The sequence below is a fragment of the Leisingera sp. M658 genome (genome assembly GCF_025144145.1).
Taxonomy (GTDB): domain Bacteria; phylum Pseudomonadota; class Alphaproteobacteria; order Rhodobacterales; family Rhodobacteraceae; genus Leisingera.
Genome location: NZ_CP083546.1, coordinates 1,815,299 through 1,833,987 on the forward strand (window position 1 = coordinate 1,815,299; position 18,689 = coordinate 1,833,987).

Genomic DNA, 18,689 nt, shown 5'->3' on the forward strand with positions numbered 1-18,689 from the left:
CGGACTGGCGCCGAAATCCTGGAGTTTACTCGAATTTTAGGGATATTTTAAGAAAGCCGGATAGCAAGAGGCGGCCCGGAACAGGCCGCCTGACAGGTCATTTGTTCAAAGCCTGCGGTTGAGGAGGCAGGCCTCAGCCGTTGCGGCTGCGTGTCTCAAACCGGGGCAGCATGGCGGAAAAGTCCATGCCTTTGCCGTCTTCGTCCTCGACGAATTTCTTGTACAGCGCCATGGCCAGTTCACCCATCGGCGTGTCGGCGTCGGCGCTGGCCGCGGCTTGCTGGCTAAGGCCCAGGTCCTTCAGCATCAGCTCAGCCGCAAATCCGGGCTGGTAATTGTTGTCGGCAGGCGATTGCGGGCCGACGCCGGGGGCGGGGCAATAGGCGTTCATGGTCCAGCTATAGCCGGAGGAGGTGGAGACCACATCGAACATCTTCTGCCGGTCCAGACCCAGCTTGTCCGCCAGCGCAAAGGCTTCGCAGGTGGCGATCATGGTGACGCCGAGGATCATGTTGTTGCAGATCTTGGCGGCTTGGCCAGCGCCGGCCTCGCCGCAATGCACAGCCTTCTGGCCCATGATATCAAACAGCGGTTCGGCGGCGGCAAAGGCATCAGCCGAGCCGCCGGCCATGAAGGTGAGCGTGCCGCCGGCCGCACCGCCGATGCCGCCGGAGACCGGGGCGTCCACGGACAAAAGACCTGCGGCGTCGGCCTGTTCGGCCACCGCGCGGGCCGAGTCCACATCAACGGTGGAGCAGTCGATGAAGGCAGCGCCCTTGGTCATCGCCGGGATGATCTCAGCGGCGACAAGGCGCAGGATGGCGCCGTTGGGCAGCATGGTGATGACGGCCTCTGCACCTGCCGCGGCCTCGGGGCCGGAGGCGGCCATGGTCACGCCTTCGATGCTGACATCGGCCATATCAAAACCGGTGACCTCATGGCCTGCCTTGGCTAGGTTGGCGGCCATCGGCCCGCCCATGTTGCCAAGCCCGATAAATCCGATTTTCATGAGAGTTCCTCCTCGAATGTCAGTGCATCAGCGCCCAAGGGCGCCAGCATGTCTTCAATCGCCTGGGCCGGCACCGGCTGGCCCGCATATTGCCATTTCGGATTGCGGTCCTTGTCAATGATCTGGGCGCGGATGCCCTCCAGGAAATCGCTCTGGTCCATGGCGCGGAAGGTGAAGCGGTATTCCAGATCCAGCGCCCGGCGGATGGCAGGGCCATCAGCACGCAGGCGGCGCAGCATTTCCAGCGTGCAGGCCATCGACAGAGGCGAGTTGCGGCTAAGAGGCTTCAGCGTCGCGGCGGCAAAATCGCTGCCCTCGGCCTGGAGGCTGGCTTGAATGTCTTCCAGTGAGTCCTTGGCGAAATGGCGGGTGATATCCGCCAGTGCCGGGCGCAGCTTTCCTTGCGGAGCGGGCAGGGCGGCGTCCTCCACCAGTTTGGCGCTGCCGGTTTCTTCCAGCGCGGATATCAGTGCGGGCCATTGCTCTTGCGGGATGAAAAAGTCAGCAAAACCAGCCAGGATCGCGTCATCCGCGCCCATCCGGGCCGCGGTCATGCCAAGATATTCACCCAAATGGTCCGGCGCCAGCGCCAGCATCAGCGAACCACCCACATCCGGCACCAGGCCGATGCCGACCTCGGGCATGGCAATCTGACTGGTCTCGTTCACAACCCGGTGGGTGCCATGGCAGCCGATGCCAACACCGCCGCCCATTGTGAAGCCCTGCATGAAGCTGGTCACCGGTTTCTTGTATTCGAAAATCAGCGCGTTCAGCCGGTATTCATCGCGCCAGAAGGTGCGGCCATAGCTGTAGTCGCCCTTGGTGCCGGTATCATACAGCTCGGCAATGTCGCCACCGGCGCAAAAGGCCTTGTCGCCCTCGGCGTCGATCACCACCAGCTTGACAGTGTCATCCTGGGCCCAGCCGCGCATGGCGGCATCAATCGCCATGCACATCTCATAGCTCATCGCGTTCAGCGCCTTGGGGCGGGTAAAGGTGATGCGGCCGGCCTGGCCGGTCTTGCGGATATGGATATCACTCATCCTGGGTGCTCCATCGTGGTGTTGCGCCGGTGTAATTCTGTCGGCTGCAGTTTACTCAGCTATCAGCTGGCGGGCGACGATCAGGCGCATGATCTCGTTGGTGCCTTCCAGGATCTGATGCACCCGCAGGTCGCGGACGATCTTCTCGACACCGTAGTCGGCCAGATAGCCGTAGCCGCCGTGCAGCTGCAGGCAGCCGTTGGCCACATCAAAGGCGGTGTCGGTGACCATCAGCTTGGCCATGGCGCAAAACTTGGAGGCGTCATGCGCGCCGGTATCCAGCTTCCACGCCGCCTGGCGCAGGAAGGTGCGGGCAGCCTGCAGGCGGGTTTCATATTCCGCCAGCCGGAACTGCAGCGCCTGGAACTGGTTGATGGACTTTCCGAAGGCCTTGCGCTCGGACATATACTGCACGGTCTGGTCCAGCGCCGTCTGGGCGCCGCCCAGGGCACCAGCCGAAATGTTCAGCCGCCCGCCGTCGAGGCCTGCCATGGCGTAGGAAAAGCCCTTGCCTTCCTCACCGATCAGGTTGTCCGCCGGGATCGCGCAATCGTCGAATTGCACCTGCGAGGTGGGCTGCGCCTTCCAGCCCATCTTGTCCTCCAGCGCGCCGAACGACAGGCCCTGCGCGCCATCCTCGACCACCACAGTGGAGATGCCCTTGGGGCCATCCTCGCCGGTGCGGCACATCACGACATAGGCGTCGGAGTAGGAGCCGCCGGAGATGAACGCCTTGGTGCCGTTCAGCACATAGCCCTCATTGCTGCGCTCGGCGCGGGTTTTGAGGGCGGCGGCGTCGGAACCGGAACCGGGTTCGGTCAGGCAATAGGAGAAGATCTTCTCCATTGTGCAAAGCGCGGGCAGCCATTTCTGCTTGGTCTCTTCAGAGCCGAACTTGTCGATCATGCCGCCGCACATGTTGTGGATCGACAGGAACGATCCAATGGCGGGGTCCGCCATCGCCAGTGCTTCGAACACCAGAGTGGCATCCAGGCGCGAGAGGCCGGAGCCGCCGTATTCCTCGGACACATACAGCCCGCCAAATCCCAGCTCTGCCAATCGCGGCCACAGGGATTTGGGGATGGTGCCGTCTTTTTCCCACTGCCGGGAATGCGGCGCGATATTTTCCTGGCCGAACGCATGAGCCATATCGAAGATGGCCTGCTGTTCCTCAGTCAGCGCGAAATCCATAAGCAGCTCCTCCCGTCGCTCAGATGAATTGAACAGTTGTTTATTTAATAGCGGGCACGCGGCGCTGAGGCAAGCTGCGCAAATGCAAAGCCACCGTGCAGTTTGTGGCGGTGTAGCGGGACACTTCGCGTTGCAGTGCGGGACACTTCCCGTTGCAGCAACTCATTTTTGCAATTCCCCTGATTTTTAGGCCTGAAACCGGGGTTTAGCCAGCCCGGATCTGCACCGGTTCCGGGTTTTGACGCCGGGATTTTGGGACACTTCGCATTGCAGTACGGGACACTTCCCGTTGCAATACCCGGCAATCCGCCGCCCAAACCGTAAAAAAACGCCGGGCGGCAGAGGGTTTTAAAGGGTGTTTAAAGGGCTGTTGTAGGGGTTGGCGGGACTATCCGGTCATTCGCCGCTGGTGCAGAATGGAAAGTACGGCGCGCCCGGTTTGCGCGCCAAGCGGGCATTGCAAAGACAAATGAACGGTCCAAAAGCAGGGGCGCCAAGGGAAAATGCCGAGGTACTGCAAGGGCGACTGAGGCATTTACCCGGTCTTGGATTGAGCTCTGACTTCAAGGGTGCTGACGGAAGCCTTCAGAATGTCGCAAATTACATTGCAAACAGGCACGCCCGGGTCGGGTCGGCCTGCGTGGCGGGCTCTTCATTGTAGTCCGTGTGCGGACCCCGCCGTCGAGAGAATCAGCTTTGCCAGTTTAGTTGAATAGGTCTTCGTGATGTGGTTCTGGTCAAAGATAACCAGTTTCCCTTCGCCATCGACTGACGGGCAATTCTCTGGCCCGCAAAAGAAGTCAACGGTGCCGACAAAGCTGTCGAACTCGTTGGCCAGCCGGTGCGTCGGGGTGGTCCTGGCTTCCTGCACGGTCCGTGGAATGGATTGCGGTTCAGTCAGATTGCTCCGCAATCGTTGAAGCTCATACGCTGCAACGGGCTCGTCAAAGATCGGGCCTTCCTGGATCAATACTGTCTGCAGACCCGCTTCTTTGAATGTTTCCAAGGCCAGGCGGATTTTCTGACGGACAGCTCCGGGAGACACGCCCTGCCCGTCAATCAGAACATTTCCCGCGGAGGAGGCGACAGACAGGTTTCCAGTGATCAATACAGTCTTGGCATCCGGAAGATTCATGATCCGTTTCATGGCCTCTTCATGGGTTTTGGCCGAGCAGGTTGATACACTGGTGTTGCGAAGTCCCAGCACTGGAGGGCAGGCATCGGAAACAAAGGCCATGCCGGCGATGCCGTTTTCATCAGCAATCAGATCCATCCCGTGCAACAGCGCCCCGGCCAGGCTGTCTCCCCACAATACCAAGGTCACTGGCTGGTCTACGGCACCAAACCGGCAGTATTTCAACCCGACGTTTGCCACAGAATCTGCGCAATCCTGCCAATGGCCGGATTGTCCGCTGTATTCAACAAGGTCAGCCGGCGCGTGGTCCAGCGCCCATTTGTAGGAGGGAATGGCCAGATGATTGTGCCGCACAGTCACCATCAAAGCCGCGGTAGCCCCTGCTGTCAGGACGAAACAGGCTGACATGCAAGCGGTGAATTGTTTCAGAGAGGCTGTGCGGCGGAACGGCTTCTCAACCACCCAGTAGCTGAAAACAGCCAGTAGAAACGTCAGTGTAATCAGCTCAAAAACATGCTGATCGAAAGACGCCGAACCGAAGCGGTGCTTAAAAAATGCGAAGATCGGTTGATGCCACAGATAGGCACTGTATGAGATCAAACCAACTGATATCATCGGCTTGGCGGAAAGCAGCCGGTGAACCAGGCTTCCCGGTGCTGCAAAAAGTATGATCAGTACGGTACCCAACACGGGAGGCAAAGCATAAGCGCCTGGAAACCTGGTTGTTTCCGTGTAGATGAACACCGGAGCCAGGATCATCAGCAGCCCCATCGCTGCAAGCATCCCGGCATGGCTTGCCCCTGGAACAGCGCCATCGCGGCGCAGGAGCATGGCCGCAAATACGCCGGCCAAGAGTTCCCAGCCCCGGGGCGGGAGCAGGAAAAAGGTGGCCGAAGGGTGGTGCGAAAGCCCCCAGTGCGACAGCGCCAGGCTGATGGCAAACAGCAGTGCCAAAGCTCCCGTCACGGCTCGCCCGCCAAGGGGCATCAACAGCATCAGCAGCAGTGGATAGATAACGTAATACTGCTCTTCAACCGCAAGGCTCCAGGTGTGGAGCAGGGGCTTGAGCTCGGCTGCAGTATCAAAATACCCCGCTTCCGACCAGAAGTGGAAATTCGACAAGAAAAACAATACCCCAACCAGGCTTTCCAAAAAATCCTTGAGGTCGCGCGGCATCAGCCAGCTCCAGGCGAAAGGCAGACTTGCCAGCACCACGAAGAACAGAGCCGGCAGAATGCGGCGCGCACGGCGCTGATAGAACCGAAGGACAGAGAATTCCCCGCGCTCAAGCTCGTTAAAGATGATTGAGGAAATCAGGTAACCGCTAATGACAAAAAACACATCAACACCGATGTAGCCGCCCCCAAACGGCGCAATGCCGGCATGGAACAGGATAACGGGTACGACCGCTAAGGTCCGGAGGCCATCAATTTCGCTGCGGTATTTCATTGTACAATCCGGCTTGGTTCCGCGGCGATATACATGTGCAACCCACCTGCCGCGAGCAAAAATTACCGGTCGGCCAGCGCCTCAACACTGTCTTCGACTAAACGAGCATACCAATTGTAGTAGGTACGTGACCGTCCGGTCAGGGCGCTCTGGCGCAATGGTGAGGAACGTTGCTACGCTGCGATGGCAGCGTTTCCCACCCATTAGGTAGGGTTCTCCGGGCGGACATCATTATTGCGCCGCGGCTTGAGTTCATTTTGCGGCGTCCTGAAAATCTGCTTAGCGCCGTACGTGGCGTACTACACATGCGTGGAAATGCTGGGGGGCCAATGACTTCAATGGGCTCAAAATGACAGCCCGCGCCGTTAGCCGCGGCTGCCGCCTTTCCTGGCCCAGCTTGTGTCTGGCAGTTTGGTCATGAATTGGCCTTCTCGTTATCGCGTTCGGCTTGGAAACTTGTCGTCAATGTGCCCGCCAGTGTGTGGGTGACGCTTGTAATCAGCCATTCCCCCTCCAGTTCGGGCTTGATGCCGGTCAGGTTCACTTTGGCCTCGGCCATCAGGTCACCCCAAAAGCCGCCCAGGTTGATATTGACGGTGCCGCTGGCCCGGCCGCTGCGTTCCAGGGCGGCGTCGGCCGCGCGCTGTGCTTCGTTCTGGGACGGGTAGCGGTGGCGCAGCTTCAGCTTCGGGTCTTTGTCTCCGGCTTTGCAGGTCTGCACCTTGGCGGTGCCCAGGTCGGTCCATTCCACAATAACGCAGCCGTATTTGCCGCGTCCGTTGATCTGCCAGTCACCGGAGGCAATCTGGCTGCGGTGGACGTCAAAGACAGGCAGGTCGGAACCGTCAGCGCCTTTGTTCTCGCCGCGTTTGGCAAACACCAGGGCACCGCCTGCGGGCTTGGAAACGGCGTCCAGGTCCTGGGCCAGGCGGGTGAGGAAGTTCAGGTCGCTCTCGCTGGTTTGCGCCAGATAGGCGTAGACGTGGGCCTTCAGGCTGTCGCTGATGACGGCTTTCAGCCCATGCTCCCCAGCGATTTTGCCCACCAGCTCCTCCACGGTGACCTTGTGCCAGGAGCGGGTTTTCTTGGCGCGGATCCCGCCCAGCATATCGGCGGCCTTGGCTCCGATCGTCATGGTGTCCGGTGCCAGTTCGCCGCTGATTTCATCGACGGTGAATTGCCCCAGTTCGACCAGGTCGCCGGTGAAGCCCAGGGCAATGTCCAGCTTGGCGCCGGTCGCGGGTAGGGCGACCGCATAGTCGCGGTCGTCAACCTGGATCTCGGCGCGGTCTGACTTGCTGCCCGCCTCATCGACAATGGTCAGCCCGATAAGCCGGTCGGCAAAGTTGCCGGTGACGTCGGAGCCGTCAGCAATGATCCGGAAGGCAATTTTCATGACTTACCCCCAAAGCCGCACAGGCTTGCGCACGGTTGCGGGCTGCGTGGCGGGCAGGGTGATTTCCAGCCCTTTCGGCAAATCCGGGCCAAGCTGGGCCAGACCCGGATTTGCCTCATAGACAGTCACGGCCATATCTTCGCGGCCGTAGTGATCCTTGCAGATCTCATCGATCATATCGCCTTCACTAGGCATTGTTGCAGAACTCTGACCGCTAAGGATTCACATCACGAATCCATGCGGTTAGACGGGTTAGATGAGCAAGCCCGCACCTGCCCGCTACCGCACGACGAATTGGTCCAGCTACAACGATGCGCTCAGGAAGCGCGGGTCGCTTCTGATCCGGTTGGACAAAGAGATGACCTGGCTCGCGCCGCATGAAGGGCGACCGGGGCGTCCACCAGTCTTCTCGAACTCGGCGATCCAGTTCTGCCTGTCGATCAAGGTTCTGTTCAAGTTGCCACTCCGGCAGACCGCCGGGATGGTCGCCAGCCTTTTGCACCTGTGGACTGGCCCGTTCCCGATTTCTCTACACTGTGCCGCCGGCAGAGTGAGATGGGACCGTGGCCCCAGTGGGGCCGCGTAAGCCCATAGAACGCTGGCCGTCCAGATCCCGTATCGCCGCGCCGATGGTCCGTTGAACCTGCGTCCCCTCTCGGGACATTGCTATGCAATGCCCTGCCGGGCAACGGACAGCACCGGGATCAAGTTCCTTGGCGATGGTGAGTGGCAGGCCCGCAAGCACGGCGTTCAGGGGCGACGCCAATCGCTGCCCGGCAGTTGATTGCAGAGCAATCAATGAGAGGGGCGCAAGGTGCATCTTGCGATGGATGCTGCCACGTCTGACATCCGTGCTGTCCCTTGTCCGGCAGGCGATTTGCAAAGCAAATCTGACGAGAGGGAATTCACCCCCAGCCGCGACGGCCCCTCTCGTGGTTATGCTGCGCAAACCACTGCCGGGCAGTGGACAGCCCGGTCCTGCCGGAACTGCGCGACCAGAGTCCGAAGGACGAAGAGATCGGCAGCGTGACTGCAGACGGGGCCTATGACACGCGCCGTTGCCACTCCGCCATCATCAAGCGTGGGCCGTCCCGATTATCCCTATCCGCAAGAATGGCCAGCCGTGGAAAGAAAACTGCCCGGCGGCACAGGTCAGAAACGAAACCTTGCGCGCCACCCGGCACTACGGCCGGGCCTTCTGGAAACGCTGGACAGGATACCACGCCCGGAGCCGGGTCGAGGCAAAGATGCGCTGCTTGAAGGCATTCGGCGAACGCATCGCCGCAAGAGACCCTGGTAGCCAAACCGCTGAAATCCACATCCGCATCGCCCTCATCAATCGCTTCAATGCACTCGGCACCGCCGAGATCGTCCGCGTCGCCTAAGTTCAGAGGGGAAAGGGGTAGTCAGGCCTCAAGAGGGAGTTTTGCAACAACGCCGCGGCAATGCACGAAGTCATATGACCAGACATGGTTGCGCCGTTGTGGCCGAAGACGCGCACACGATCCATCGTTCAGCCAGAGCCGTCCCTTTTTCGGCTGTTTCATTGGTACTTTCAGCCCCTCTCGCCGCCACAGCCTTTCGACCCGCTTGTCATTCACATGCCAGCCAGCGTCCCTCAGCAAAGCCGCAATCCGACGATAGCCATATCGACCGTATTGTCCCGCCTGCTCGATCATGCCGGCAGCCAATCGTTCTTCATCAGCGCGGCCTACTGGCACTTTGCGCTGCGTGGATCGATGCTGTCTCAGAACCCGGCATGCCCGGCGCTCCGGGCTGTGCAGTTCAGCACGAACGCGATCAATGCAAGCGCGGCGGCGAGCGGGGCTTAGAAGTTTCCCTTCGCAGCTTCCGCCAAAATCAACTTGTCCAGCGTCAAGTCAGACACCGCCTTTCTCAGCCGTTCATTTTCCTTCTGAAGACGCTTCAGTTCTTTCAGCTGGTCCGTGCCCATTCCACCGTACCCTCAGCATCACGCTTGAACCAATGGCGCTGCGATGCTTCGATCTTCCAGCGATAAGACGTCTGTTCAGTCACACCAATCTGACGGATCGCATCCAGACGCGGCATACCTTGCCCAGTCAGAACCTCAACTTGCCGTAACTTCGTGACAATCTCCTCGGGCTTTGGCCGTTTGTTGGCCATGGTATTCCGCCGTTTTCCTAAACATAGCGGAGGACCACTTCAGTGGGGGAAGACCAGCATGGCCGACAAAGAAAACAGTGAAATTGCAGAAATCGCGCGAAAGGACGGGCTGGATATTGCCGTGGATTTGAAGGGGTATACAAAGGACAACCGCCTGAACATCTTTAATGAACGGCTGGCTCCTTTAATGAACGGCTGGCTCCTGTGCATGTTACATATCTGGGGTACCCTGGCACCTGCGGTGTCAAGGAAATGGACTACATGGTTGCTGATCCCGTCACGATACCGACTCAATTGCGAAAGCACTATACCGAAAAAATCCTTTATATGCCCGACTGTTATCAGCCAAATGACGACAAACGCTCCGCATCAGCGAACAATCCATCCCGTTCCGATGTTGGACTGCCGGAGGATGCGTTCGTATTTTGCTCCTTCAATAGTCCGTACAAGGTTTCACCTGAAGAGTTCGATATTTGGATGAAACTCCTGAAGAAGGTACCGGGCAGCGTCCTTTGGTTCTATTGCAATGAAAGTGAAGCTCAGAAAAACATTGTCAAAGAAGCTAAGAAGCGAGGTGTTTCCGCCGACCGGATAGTTTTCGCCGGATTTGCAGATCAAAGTGATCACTTGGCCCGCTTGCCTCTTGCAGATATCTTTTTGGATACTTTTGCAGTGAACGCGCATACCACCGCAAGCGACGCCTTGTGGGCCGGGGTGCCTGTTGTCACCAAAATTGGCAAACAGTTTGCGGCGCGTGTCGCTGCCAGTCTACTCCACAACGTTGGAATGCAGGAACTTGTAGCCAGTTCGCCTCAAAAATACCAGGCTCTTGCACTCAAACTGGCACGGGATCAAAAGCATCTTGCCGATGTGAAAGCAAGGGTCAAACAGGGGATCGCAGAAGGGCCTCTGTATGACACTCAAAAGTTTACTCGTAATTTCGAGGCCTTGATGGAAAAAACCCTTGAGAGGGTCAATGCAGGTCTGAAGCCGGAACACATCAGCTTGACCTGATCTCGGGTCAGCGGAATGCAACGGAGCGTAGTCACGTCTGCGCTCCGCTTGTTTTGAAATTTTGAACCCGGTCTTCTGGCTACAGCAACCGGACCTGGGTGCCGATCTGCACCATTTCAAACAGTTCCTCGGCGTGCTGATTGTATAGGCCGATACAGCCGGAGGAGCTTTGCCGTCCGATCTTGCGGGTGTCGTGGGTTCCGTGCACCAGATAGGCCGGCCAGTCCAGATACATTGCCCGGGTGCCCAGCGGGTTGCCGGGAACGCCGCCCTCGATCCGGACCGGCAGGGTCGGATCACGCTCGCGCATGGAGGCGGTTGGGGTCCAGCTTGGGTTTTCCCGTTTGCGCACCACTTTGGTGTAGCCGCGTTTGGTCAGATCCTCGGTCATCGGCACAGAGGAGGGGAACAGCCGGTAGGTTTCCCCATCCGGCCCCCAGTAATGCAGCGCGCGGGAACTGATATCGGCGAGCAGGCAACCGGCGCCAAGCGTGTCGAAATGATCCTGCCAGTTCTGCTGGGTAAAGGCGGACAGGTTGCGCTGAACCGGCACTTCCTCACGGATTGCGGGTTCGTTTTGCGGAAAGGCGTCGGTGGATTGCGCGCGCAGGATGGCCGGGGTGGCCAAAGAGGCGCCGATGCCAGCCAGGGCGGCGCGGCGGGTGATGCGGAGTTTGGTCATTTTTCCTCTGCCAAGCTGCTCGAAAACTCCGCAGAAAGATAAGCAAGCGGACGGGTTTTCCTAGGGGCGGCATACTGGAATTGCCGCGCCTCACAAGCTTGTGTTGGGAAAAGCGGCGGAAGACCGCCGCCGGGGTCCGGGTTTCCCGCCTGGCTTTAGGCTTGCAGTTGGCGGGCCTGGGCGAAGGACAGCAGGCGTTTGCTGTCTTCATCCCACAGGTGCAGCCGCGCATTGGCCAGGCTTTCGCGGATGGTCATCCGGTTGCCTTCGGACAGTTCCGCATGATCGCGCAGCACTTCGGTCAGGCGGTAGAACGGGATGCGGCTGTAAAGGTGATGCACATGGTGGATGCCGATATTGGCGCTGATCCACTGCAGAACCGGCGGCAGCACATAGTGCGAGCTGCCATGCAGGGCGGCGTCATGCAGCTGCCAGTCTTCTTCCTGTTCCCATTGCGTGGTCTCAAACTGGTGCTGCACATAGAACAGCCACATGCCTGCTGTTGCGGCGACCAGTGTTGCCGGCACAAAGATCAGCAGAAGCGGCATCAGACCGCCAAAGTACCAGATAATGCCGACAGCTGCGAGGATCACCGCATTGGTGCCCATCGCGCTGATCCAGTAGCGGGCCTGGTTCATCAGACCGTAGGGAATGCGGTTTTGCAGGAAGAACAGGTAGCCGGGGCCAAAGCCGAACAGGGTCACAGGGTGGCGGTAGATCCGGTACATCAGCCGGTCCCAGCGTCCCAGTGCCCGGTATTCGGCCACCGTCATCGTGTGGATGTCGCCCATGCCGCGCTTGCCCAGGTTGCCATGGGTGCTGTGATGGATCGAATGCGTGCGGCGCCAAACGTCATACGGGGTGAGGGTCAGAACGCCGATGATGCGGCCGACCCAGTCGCTGACATGGCGGTTGCGGAAAAAGGAACCGTGCCCGCAATCATGCTGAATGGTGAACAAGCGCAGCAGGAAAGCCGCGATCAGAATGGAGATCGCCAGCGTCAGCCAGTAGCTGACCGACAGCGACCACCAGGCCAGAGCCCAGAGCAGGAGAAAGGGGACAACCGTGACCGCCAGTTCAAACGCGCTGCGCCTGTGATCGGGTTCCCGGTACTGCGCGAGGACCTTCACCCAGTCGCGCGCCGTTTTCTCGGCCGCCTGCGGCCTGGTGGGGTCTGGGGAGTTGCTCATACGCCTGCCGTTTTATTTGTCTGATGCAGACCGGATAGACTACCAGACGCGTGGGGCAAGTGAAATTCTGCCGCAGGCCCGCCAAAACAGGGTCAATTCAGCCTAAACCGCAAAATAGTGATCGATTGGCCCCGGATTTTCGAAGTCTGATCAAAAAAATGAGGCCCCGGAAATCCGGAGCCTCTGATTGTTTCCGGCCTGGCCGGAAGGTCAGTCCATCGCTTTGAAGTTGAACTCGCCGCCTTCTTTGATGCCCGAGGGCCAGCGTGAGGTCACGGTCTTGGTGCGGGAGTAGAACTTGAAGCTGTCGGGGCCGTGCTGGTTCAGGTCGCCGAACATGGACTTCTTCCAGCCGCCGAAGGTGTGATAGGCCAGCGGCACCGGGATCGGCACGTTGATGCCGACCATGCCGATGTTGACGCGGCTTGCGAAATCACGCGCGGTGTCGCCGTCACGGGTAAAGATCGCGGTGCCGTTGCCATATTCGTGATCCATCGCCAGCTTCAGCGCGTCCTCGTAAGTTTCCGCGCGGACGGTGGACAGAACCGGGCCAAAGATCTCCTGCTTGTAGATCTCCATGTCCGGGGTCACCCGGTCAAACAGATGGGCGCCGACAAAGAAGCCGTCCTCGTAGCCCTGCAGTTTAAAGTCGCGGTTGTCGACCACCAGTTCCGCGCCCTGATCGACGCCGGACTGGATCAGGCCCAGGATGCGCTCCTTGGAGGCCGCGGTCACAACCGGACCCAGATCCACGTCGTCGCCTGCGGTATAGGGGCCGACTTTCAGTTTTTCGATGCGCGGGATCAGCTTTTCGATCAGCTTGTCGGCGGTTTCCTCACCCACCGGAACCGCAACCGAGATTGCCATGCAGCGTTCGCCTGCTGCACCGAAGCCTGCACCGACCAGCGCGTCTGCTGCCTGGTCCAGATCGGCGTCGGGCATCACGATCATGTGGTTCTTGGCGCCGCCAAAACACTGCGCGCGCTTGCCGTTGGCGGTGGCGCGGGAATAGATGTACTGCGCAATCGGGGTGGAGCCGACAAAGGACACGCCTTGGATGATCTCGCTGTCGAGCAGGGTATCAACCGCTTCTCGGTCGCCGTTCACCACCTGGAACACGCCTGCGGGCAGGCCGGCCTCGACAAAGAGTTCAGCCAGCATCAGCGGCACCGAGGGGTCGCGCTCGGAGGGCTTCAGCACCACCGCGTTGCCGCAGGCCAGGGCCGGGCCGACGTGCCACAGCGGCATCATCGCGGGGAAGTTGAACGGCATGATCGAGGCAACCACGCCCAGCGGCTGACGCATGGAATACATGTCGATGCCGGGGCCTGCGCTGTCGGTGAATTCACCCTTCAGCATCTGAGGTGCGCCAATGCAGTATTCGATCACTTCCAAACCGCGCTGCAGGTCGCCCTTGGCGTCGGGGATGGTTTTGCCGTGCTCGCGGCTCAGCGCTTCGGCCAGCTTGTCCATGTCGCGGTTCATCAGGCCGACCATGGCCATCATCACGCGGGCTCGTTTCTGCGGGTTGGTGGCGCCCCAGGCGGGCTGCGCAGCGGCTGCTTTTTCAATGGCGTCAGTGGTTTCCGCAACGCTGGCCATCGGGCAGAGATACTGCACTTCGCCGGTTGCAGGGTTGAAGATATCGTCAAAGCGGCCCGAGGTGCCGGAGACCAGTGCGCCGTTAATAAAATGGCCGAGTTCTTTCATCGGATCCTCCTCTGTTCATCTTGCCTTAATCCTAGGCTTGCAAAAATCATCGGAAAAGAGGAAAGATTTCAAAGAGGCTTTGCAGGAACGCAAAAGGTTAACAGAACGTTAGCAGCAAGACGGAGGACCCGGGCCAATGGATCCGCAGTGGGATGATATGAAAGTGTTTTTGGCGGTGGCACGGGAGGCGAGCCTGTCGGGCGCCGGCCGTATCCTGAAAATGGACCCTGCCACGGTGGGGCGGCGGGTCGCCCGGTTTGAGGCCGCACTGGAAACGCCGCTGTTTGTGAAATCGCCGCAGGGCTATGCGCTGAGCGCTGCGGGCGACCGTCTGCTGGTCCATGCCGAAGCGGCCGAACAGGCCATGCGGGCCGGGACCGAAGCGCTGAGCGGACCCAGCGACACCATGTCCGGGCAGATTCGCATCGGCGCCCCGGATGGCAGCGCCAATTATCTGTTGCCGCAGGTCTGCGCCCGGATCGCTGAGGAGAACCCGGATCTGGACATCCAGATCGTGGCGCTGCCGCGGGTGATCAATCTCAGCCGCCGCGAAGCGGATATGGCAGTGACCGTCAGCGCGCCGACAGCGGGCAAGCTGCTGGTGCAGAAGATCTGCGACTACCGGCTGCATCTGGTCGCCTCGCGCCATTACCTGAAGAACCATCCGCCGATCAACGGGCTGGCGGATCTGAAGGGCCACAAGATGATCGGCTACATCCCGGATATGATTTTCGACAAGGAACTGGACTACCTCAACGACATCGGCGTCGAGCGGGTGGCGCTGGCGTCGAATTCCGTGTCAGTGCAGATCAAGATGGCAGCGCAGGGCACGGCGATCTGCATCGCCCATGATTTCAGCCTGCCGGCCCACCGGATGCTGCGCAAGATCCTGACCGACAAGGTCAGCCTCAGCCGCAGTTTCCATCTGGTGCGCCACCAGGGCGACCAGCGCAGCGAGCGGTTGAACCGCTTTGCCCAGGCGTTGTCGAAAGGCATCCGCGACGAGGTGGCCCGGCTGGAAGCCTTGACTTAAAGCTGCGTTGCGGCACACTTAATTGAAACGCGCCAATATTATGGAGGTCTGCAACGTGCTCGTTCAGGTCATTTTGAAGTCCAAAGCCACCAACGGTGTGGTCACGATCAAGCCGGATGCCAGCGTGTCGGAAGCAGCAAAGCTTTTGGCCGAGAACAAATTCGGTTCCGTTGTAGTTTCCGCGGATGGAGAAAAACCCGATGGCATTCTGTCTGAGCGCGATATTGTCCGCGAGCTTGCCGCCACCGGGTCCGGCTGCCTGAGCAAACCTGTCAGCGAATACATGACGCGCAAGCTGGTGACCTGCACCAGCCAGTCGAATGTCGGCGGTGTGCTGCAGCAGATGACCGAAGGGCGTTTCCGCCATATGCCGGTTGTCGAAGACGGAAAACTTGTTGGGATCGTAACGCTTGGCGATCTGGTCAAAGCGCAGCTGGCGCAGGTGGCGATGGAGAAAGATGCCCTGCAAGGCATGATCATGGGGCACTAAGCCGCAGCGGCGGCGTCCGTATTTCTGCCCTCTTGCAATGATGGCCGCAAATATGTTTGCCTGTGCAAAAATTCTGACAAGGCAGGAGGCCGCCCATGCGTGTGGGTCTGTATCCCGGCACATTTGACCCGATCACCATCGGGCATATCGACATTATCCGCCGCGCCAGCGCGATGGTGGATAAACTGGTTATCGGCGTGGCAATCAACCGCGACAAGGGGCCGCTGTTTGACCTGGAAGAGCGGGTTGAGATGATCGAGGCGGAATGCGCCAAGCTCAGCACCGAAACCGGTACCGAGATTGTTGCGCATCCGTTTGAAAACCTGCTGATCAACTGCGCCCGCGATGTCGGCGCGCAGATCATCGTGCGCGGTTTGCGGGCGGTTGCCGATTTCGAATATGAGTTTCAGATGGTCGGTATGAACCGGGCGTTGGACAGCTCGATTGAGACCGTGTTCCTGATGGCAGAGGCTCGGCACCAGGCGATTGCATCCAAACTGGTCAAGGAAATCGCCCGGCTGGACGGCGACGTGTCGAAATTCGTCACCCCGCTGGTCAACGACAAGCTGCTGGAACGTCTGGGCAAGACCGCCTGAACCGGCGTGGCGCAATCCCGCTGCACAGAGTGGACCGCAAGCTGACGCGGGAGGGGCGCTGCCCCTCTTGGCCGCAGGCCAATTCACCCCGGGGTATTTTGCACCAGAAAGAAGCAAAACCGGCACGGGCGGCCGCGAAACCTGTGGCAGGCGGCCACAGGCCGGTCAGCGCCAGAAGGCGACCCAGTCGATCAGGGTAAACAGTTTCTTGCCCAGGAAGATCATGTGCTGATCGCCGAACATGGCAATGTCGATCACCGCGGCGGCAATCAGGAACACGCCGAGGGCAATGGCAATCCGGTTAGTCATCGGGGCTCCGCCGCAATAGAAAACGCCCGCCCAGATAACCTGAGCGGGCGTGAAGTCTCAAGGGGTTAGACTGAGATTAGCCCAGTTTGCCCATGGCAACGGCCACATCAGCCATGCGGACCGAGAAACCCCATTCATTGTCGTACCAGGCCAGCACCCGCACCATGCGGCCGTCCAGCACCCGGGTCTGATCCGGCGCAAAGATCGAGCTTTCCGGCGAGTGGTTGAAGTCGCAGGAGACCAGCGGCGCCGGCTCATAGCCCAGAACGCCCTTCATCGGGCCTTCGGCGGCTTCCTTGACGGCGGCGTTGATCTGCTCGGCGGTCACATCGCGGCCTGCACGGAAGGTCAGGTCCACGGCGGAGACATTCGGTGTCGGCACGCGGATGGCGGAACCGTCCAGGCGGCCTTTCAGGTTCGGCAGTACTTCACCAAGCGCTTTGGCGGCGCCGGTTGAGGTCGGGATCATCGACATGGCAGCGGCGCGGGCGCGGTACAGATCGCTGTGGCGGCGGTCCAGGGTCGGCTGGTCGCCGGTATAGGCGTGGATGGTGGTCATGATGCCATGCTCGATGCCAAACGCCTCGTCCAGCACCTTGGCCAGCGGCGCCAGGCAGTTGGTGGTGCAGGAGCCGTTGGAGATCATGGTGTCGGCAGCGGTCAGCTGGTCGTCGTTGACACCGAACACGATGGTCTTGTCGACGTTTTTGCCGGGGGCGGACAGCAGCACTTTCTTGGCGCCGCGCTCAAGGTGCGCCTTGGCTTTTTCACCGTCGTTGAACTTGCCGGTGCATTCCAGAACCACGTCGCAGCCCGACCAGTCCAGCGCGCCCAAGTCGTAGGTGGAGAACATCTGCATGTCGCCGCGGCCCAGGTTCATGGTGCCCTCGCCGATGGTGACCTCGCCGGGGAAACGGCCATGCACGCTATCGTATTTGATCAGGTGGGCTGCGGTCTCCAACGGGCCGGTTGCGTTCACCTTGATCACTTCGATGTCGTCGCGGCCCGAGGCGGCGATATGCGACAGGGTGCAGCGGCCGATGCGGCCAAAACCGTTGATCCCGACTTTGATGGTCATGAGTTACGTCTCCAAGCGAGCAAAAACCTTTGACCGCCATATAGACCGGGGCTGATGTGGTCTAAAGAGGTAAAAGCGTCATTAAATGAAACTGTTAGCGCAAAAAGCGAGCGGTGGCGCTAACGGTTTGCGGCGGTGGCGTTAACGGAAATCTGCGGTTCGGCGGCGGTGGCGCTAACGCTTGTGCTGCGGCGCGGAAGCGGGCAGATTGCCCCCGAACGCGGACAGGATTTGAGGGATTTGGCATGAGCGGTTTGCTGGCACTTCTGGATGATGTTGCAGGGATTGCCAAGGTTGCGGCGGCCTCGGTCGATGATGTGGCGGCGGCGGCGGGCAAGGCCGGCGCCAAGACGGCCGGCGTGATCATTGACGACGCGGCGGTGACGCCCAAGTACCTGCAAGGCTTTGCGCCTGCGCGCGAGCTGCCGATCATCTGGCGCATCACCCGCGGTTCGCTGTTCAACAAGTTGATCCTGTTGATGCCGGTGGCGATGCTGCTGGCCAATTTTGCGCCTTGGGCCATCACGCCCTTGCTGATGCTGGGCGGGAGTTACCTGTGCTTTGAGGGGGCCGAGAAGGTTTTTCACGTGCTGTTCCCACACGCGAGCCACGCCATTGATGAGGATATGAGCGTCAAGGATCCCGGCCATCTGGAGGAGCAGAAAATCAAGGGGGCGATCAAGACCGATTTCATCCTGTCCGCCGAGATCATGACCATTGCCCTGGCCGCTATCGAGGCGCCGAACGTCTGGATGCAGGCGGCCACGCTGGCTGTGGTGGCGATTGGTGTAACGCTGGCGGTCTATGGTTCTGTCGCGCTGATCGTGAAGATGGATGATGTTGGCCTGTATCTGGCGCAAAATGCCCCGACACCCATCGGCCGCGGGCTAGGGCACGGGCTGGTGAAATTCATGCCGGTGCTGATGAAGATCCTGTCGGTGGTCGGCACCGCTGCGATGCTGTGGGTTGGCGGCTCCATCATCATCCACGGGCTGGAGGTGCTGGGCTTTGGTTGGCTGGGCCATCTGATCCATGACTGGGCCTATGCCGTGGGTCATACTGTGCCTGCCGCCTGGACCGGCTTTGCCGAATGGACCGCTAAGGCGGCAATGGACGGGGTGTTTGGCGTCGGGCTGGGACTGTTGCTGATCCCACTGGCGACCAAGGTGATCGGGCCGGTTTGGGGGACGATAAAGACGGAGAAGAAAATGTAGTCGCG

The 18,689-nt window shown here is 60.0% G+C and carries 16 protein-coding genes and 2 pseudogenes; 6 read left to right on the forward strand and 12 right to left on the reverse strand.

What is annotated here, in order from left to right; all coding sequences use genetic code 11:
* Positions 1–133: 133 nt before the first annotated feature.
* From mmsB to K3724_RS09130, 6 genes are all read right to left on the reverse strand, one after another.
* Positions 134–1,009, reverse strand: a complete 876-nt coding sequence (gene mmsB / locus K3724_RS09105) for a 3-hydroxyisobutyrate dehydrogenase (protein WP_259992010.1) — start codon at positions 1,007–1,009, stop codon at positions 134–136.
* The gene (locus K3724_RS09110; protein ID WP_259992012.1) at positions 1,006–2,052 is read right to left on the reverse strand and encodes an enoyl-CoA hydratase/isomerase family protein; all 1,047 of its coding nucleotides are present in this window, start codon (positions 2,050–2,052) and stop codon (positions 1,006–1,008) included. Before K3724_RS09110 ends, mmsB begins: the two co-directional genes overlap by 4 nt.
* A 51-nt stretch (positions 2,053–2,103) precedes the next feature.
* The gene (locus K3724_RS09115; RefSeq protein ID WP_259992014.1) at positions 2,104–3,243 is read right to left on the reverse strand and encodes an acyl-CoA dehydrogenase family protein; all 1,140 of its coding nucleotides are present in this window, start codon (positions 3,241–3,243) and stop codon (positions 2,104–2,106) included.
* Positions 3,244–3,895: 652 nt separating this feature from the next.
* Positions 3,896–5,827 (reverse strand): acyltransferase family protein, encoded by a 1,932-nt coding sequence (locus tag K3724_RS09120; RefSeq protein ID WP_259992016.1) that lies wholly within the window; start codon positions 5,825–5,827, stop codon positions 3,896–3,898.
* 415 nt (positions 5,828–6,242) lie between these two features.
* Positions 6,243–7,223 carry a phage late control D family protein gene (locus K3724_RS09125; protein WP_259992018.1) on the reverse strand — a complete coding sequence of 327 codons (981 nt, stop codon included), beginning with the start codon at positions 7,221–7,223 and terminating at the stop codon, positions 6,243–6,245.
* Positions 7,224–7,226: 3 nt separating this feature from the next.
* Positions 7,227–7,400, reverse strand: coding sequence for a tail protein X (locus K3724_RS09130; RefSeq protein WP_259992020.1), 174 nt, complete (start codon positions 7,398–7,400; stop codon positions 7,227–7,229).
* A gap of 79 nt (positions 7,401–7,479) precedes the next feature.
* Here K3724_RS09130 and K3724_RS09135 point away from each other — a divergent pair.
* Positions 7,480–8,608 (forward strand): annotated as a pseudogene (locus K3724_RS09135) (IS5 family transposase).
* Positions 8,609–8,662: 54 nt separating this feature from the next.
* Here the strand turns inward: K3724_RS09135 and K3724_RS09140 are convergent.
* Positions 8,663–9,368 (reverse strand): annotated as a pseudogene (locus K3724_RS09140) (IS3 family transposase); the annotation flags it as partial.
* A 204-nt stretch (positions 9,369–9,572) separates the two neighbouring features.
* Between K3724_RS09140 and K3724_RS09145 the strand changes: the two are divergent.
* The gene (locus K3724_RS09145) at positions 9,573–10,382 is read left to right on the forward strand and encodes a hypothetical protein (protein WP_259992022.1); all 810 of its coding nucleotides are present in this window, start codon (positions 9,573–9,575) and stop codon (positions 10,380–10,382) included.
* 79 nt (positions 10,383–10,461) lie between these two features.
* Here K3724_RS09145 and K3724_RS09150 read toward each other — a convergent pair whose 3' ends face one another.
* From K3724_RS09150 to K3724_RS09160, 3 genes are all read right to left on the reverse strand, one after another.
* Complete coding sequence (locus K3724_RS09150; protein WP_259992024.1) at positions 10,462–11,064, reverse strand: L,D-transpeptidase; 603 nt, start codon at positions 11,062–11,064, stop codon at positions 10,462–10,464.
* A 155-nt stretch (positions 11,065–11,219) separates the two neighbouring features.
* Complete coding sequence (locus K3724_RS09155) at positions 11,220–12,254, reverse strand: fatty acid desaturase (RefSeq protein WP_259992026.1); 1,035 nt, start codon at positions 12,252–12,254, stop codon at positions 11,220–11,222.
* A gap of 210 nt (positions 12,255–12,464) precedes the next feature.
* Positions 12,465–13,964, reverse strand: coding sequence for a CoA-acylating methylmalonate-semialdehyde dehydrogenase (locus K3724_RS09160; protein ID WP_259992028.1), 1,500 nt, complete (start codon positions 13,962–13,964; stop codon positions 12,465–12,467).
* 136 nt (positions 13,965–14,100) lie between these two features.
* Here K3724_RS09160 and K3724_RS09165 point away from each other — a divergent pair, with 136 nt between their 5' ends.
* The 3 genes from K3724_RS09165 to coaD all read left to right on the forward strand — a co-directional run bounded on the left by K3724_RS09165 (position 14,101) and on the right by coaD (position 16,083).
* Positions 14,101–14,997, forward strand: coding sequence for a LysR family transcriptional regulator (locus K3724_RS09165; RefSeq protein WP_259992030.1), 897 nt, complete (start codon positions 14,101–14,103; stop codon positions 14,995–14,997).
* Between the two features lie 55 nt (positions 14,998–15,052).
* A complete protein-coding gene (locus tag K3724_RS09170) occupies positions 15,053–15,487 on the forward strand; it encodes a CBS domain-containing protein (RefSeq protein ID WP_259992032.1) in 435 nt (144 codons plus the stop codon).
* Positions 15,488–15,582: 95 nt separating this feature from the next.
* Positions 15,583–16,083: a pantetheine-phosphate adenylyltransferase gene (coaD, locus tag K3724_RS09175; RefSeq protein WP_259992035.1), complete on the forward strand. Its 501-nt coding sequence runs from the start codon at positions 15,583–15,585 to the stop codon at positions 16,081–16,083.
* 165 nt (positions 16,084–16,248) lie between these two features.
* Here the strand turns inward: coaD and K3724_RS09180 are convergent, their stop codons facing one another.
* On the reverse strand, positions 16,249–16,392 hold the full coding sequence (locus tag K3724_RS09180; protein ID WP_259992037.1) for a hypothetical protein: 144 nt from the start codon (positions 16,390–16,392) through the stop codon (positions 16,249–16,251).
* Positions 16,393–16,468: 76 nt separating this feature from the next.
* Positions 16,469–17,470, reverse strand: coding sequence for a type I glyceraldehyde-3-phosphate dehydrogenase (gene gap / locus K3724_RS09185; RefSeq protein ID WP_259992039.1), 1,002 nt, complete (start codon positions 17,468–17,470; stop codon positions 16,469–16,471).
* 245 nt (positions 17,471–17,715) lie between these two features.
* Here gap and K3724_RS09190 point away from each other — a divergent pair, with 245 nt between their 5' ends.
* Positions 17,716–18,684: a DUF808 domain-containing protein gene (locus tag K3724_RS09190; protein WP_259992042.1), complete on the forward strand. Its 969-nt coding sequence runs from the start codon at positions 17,716–17,718 to the stop codon at positions 18,682–18,684.
* Positions 18,685–18,689 lie beyond the last annotated feature (5 nt).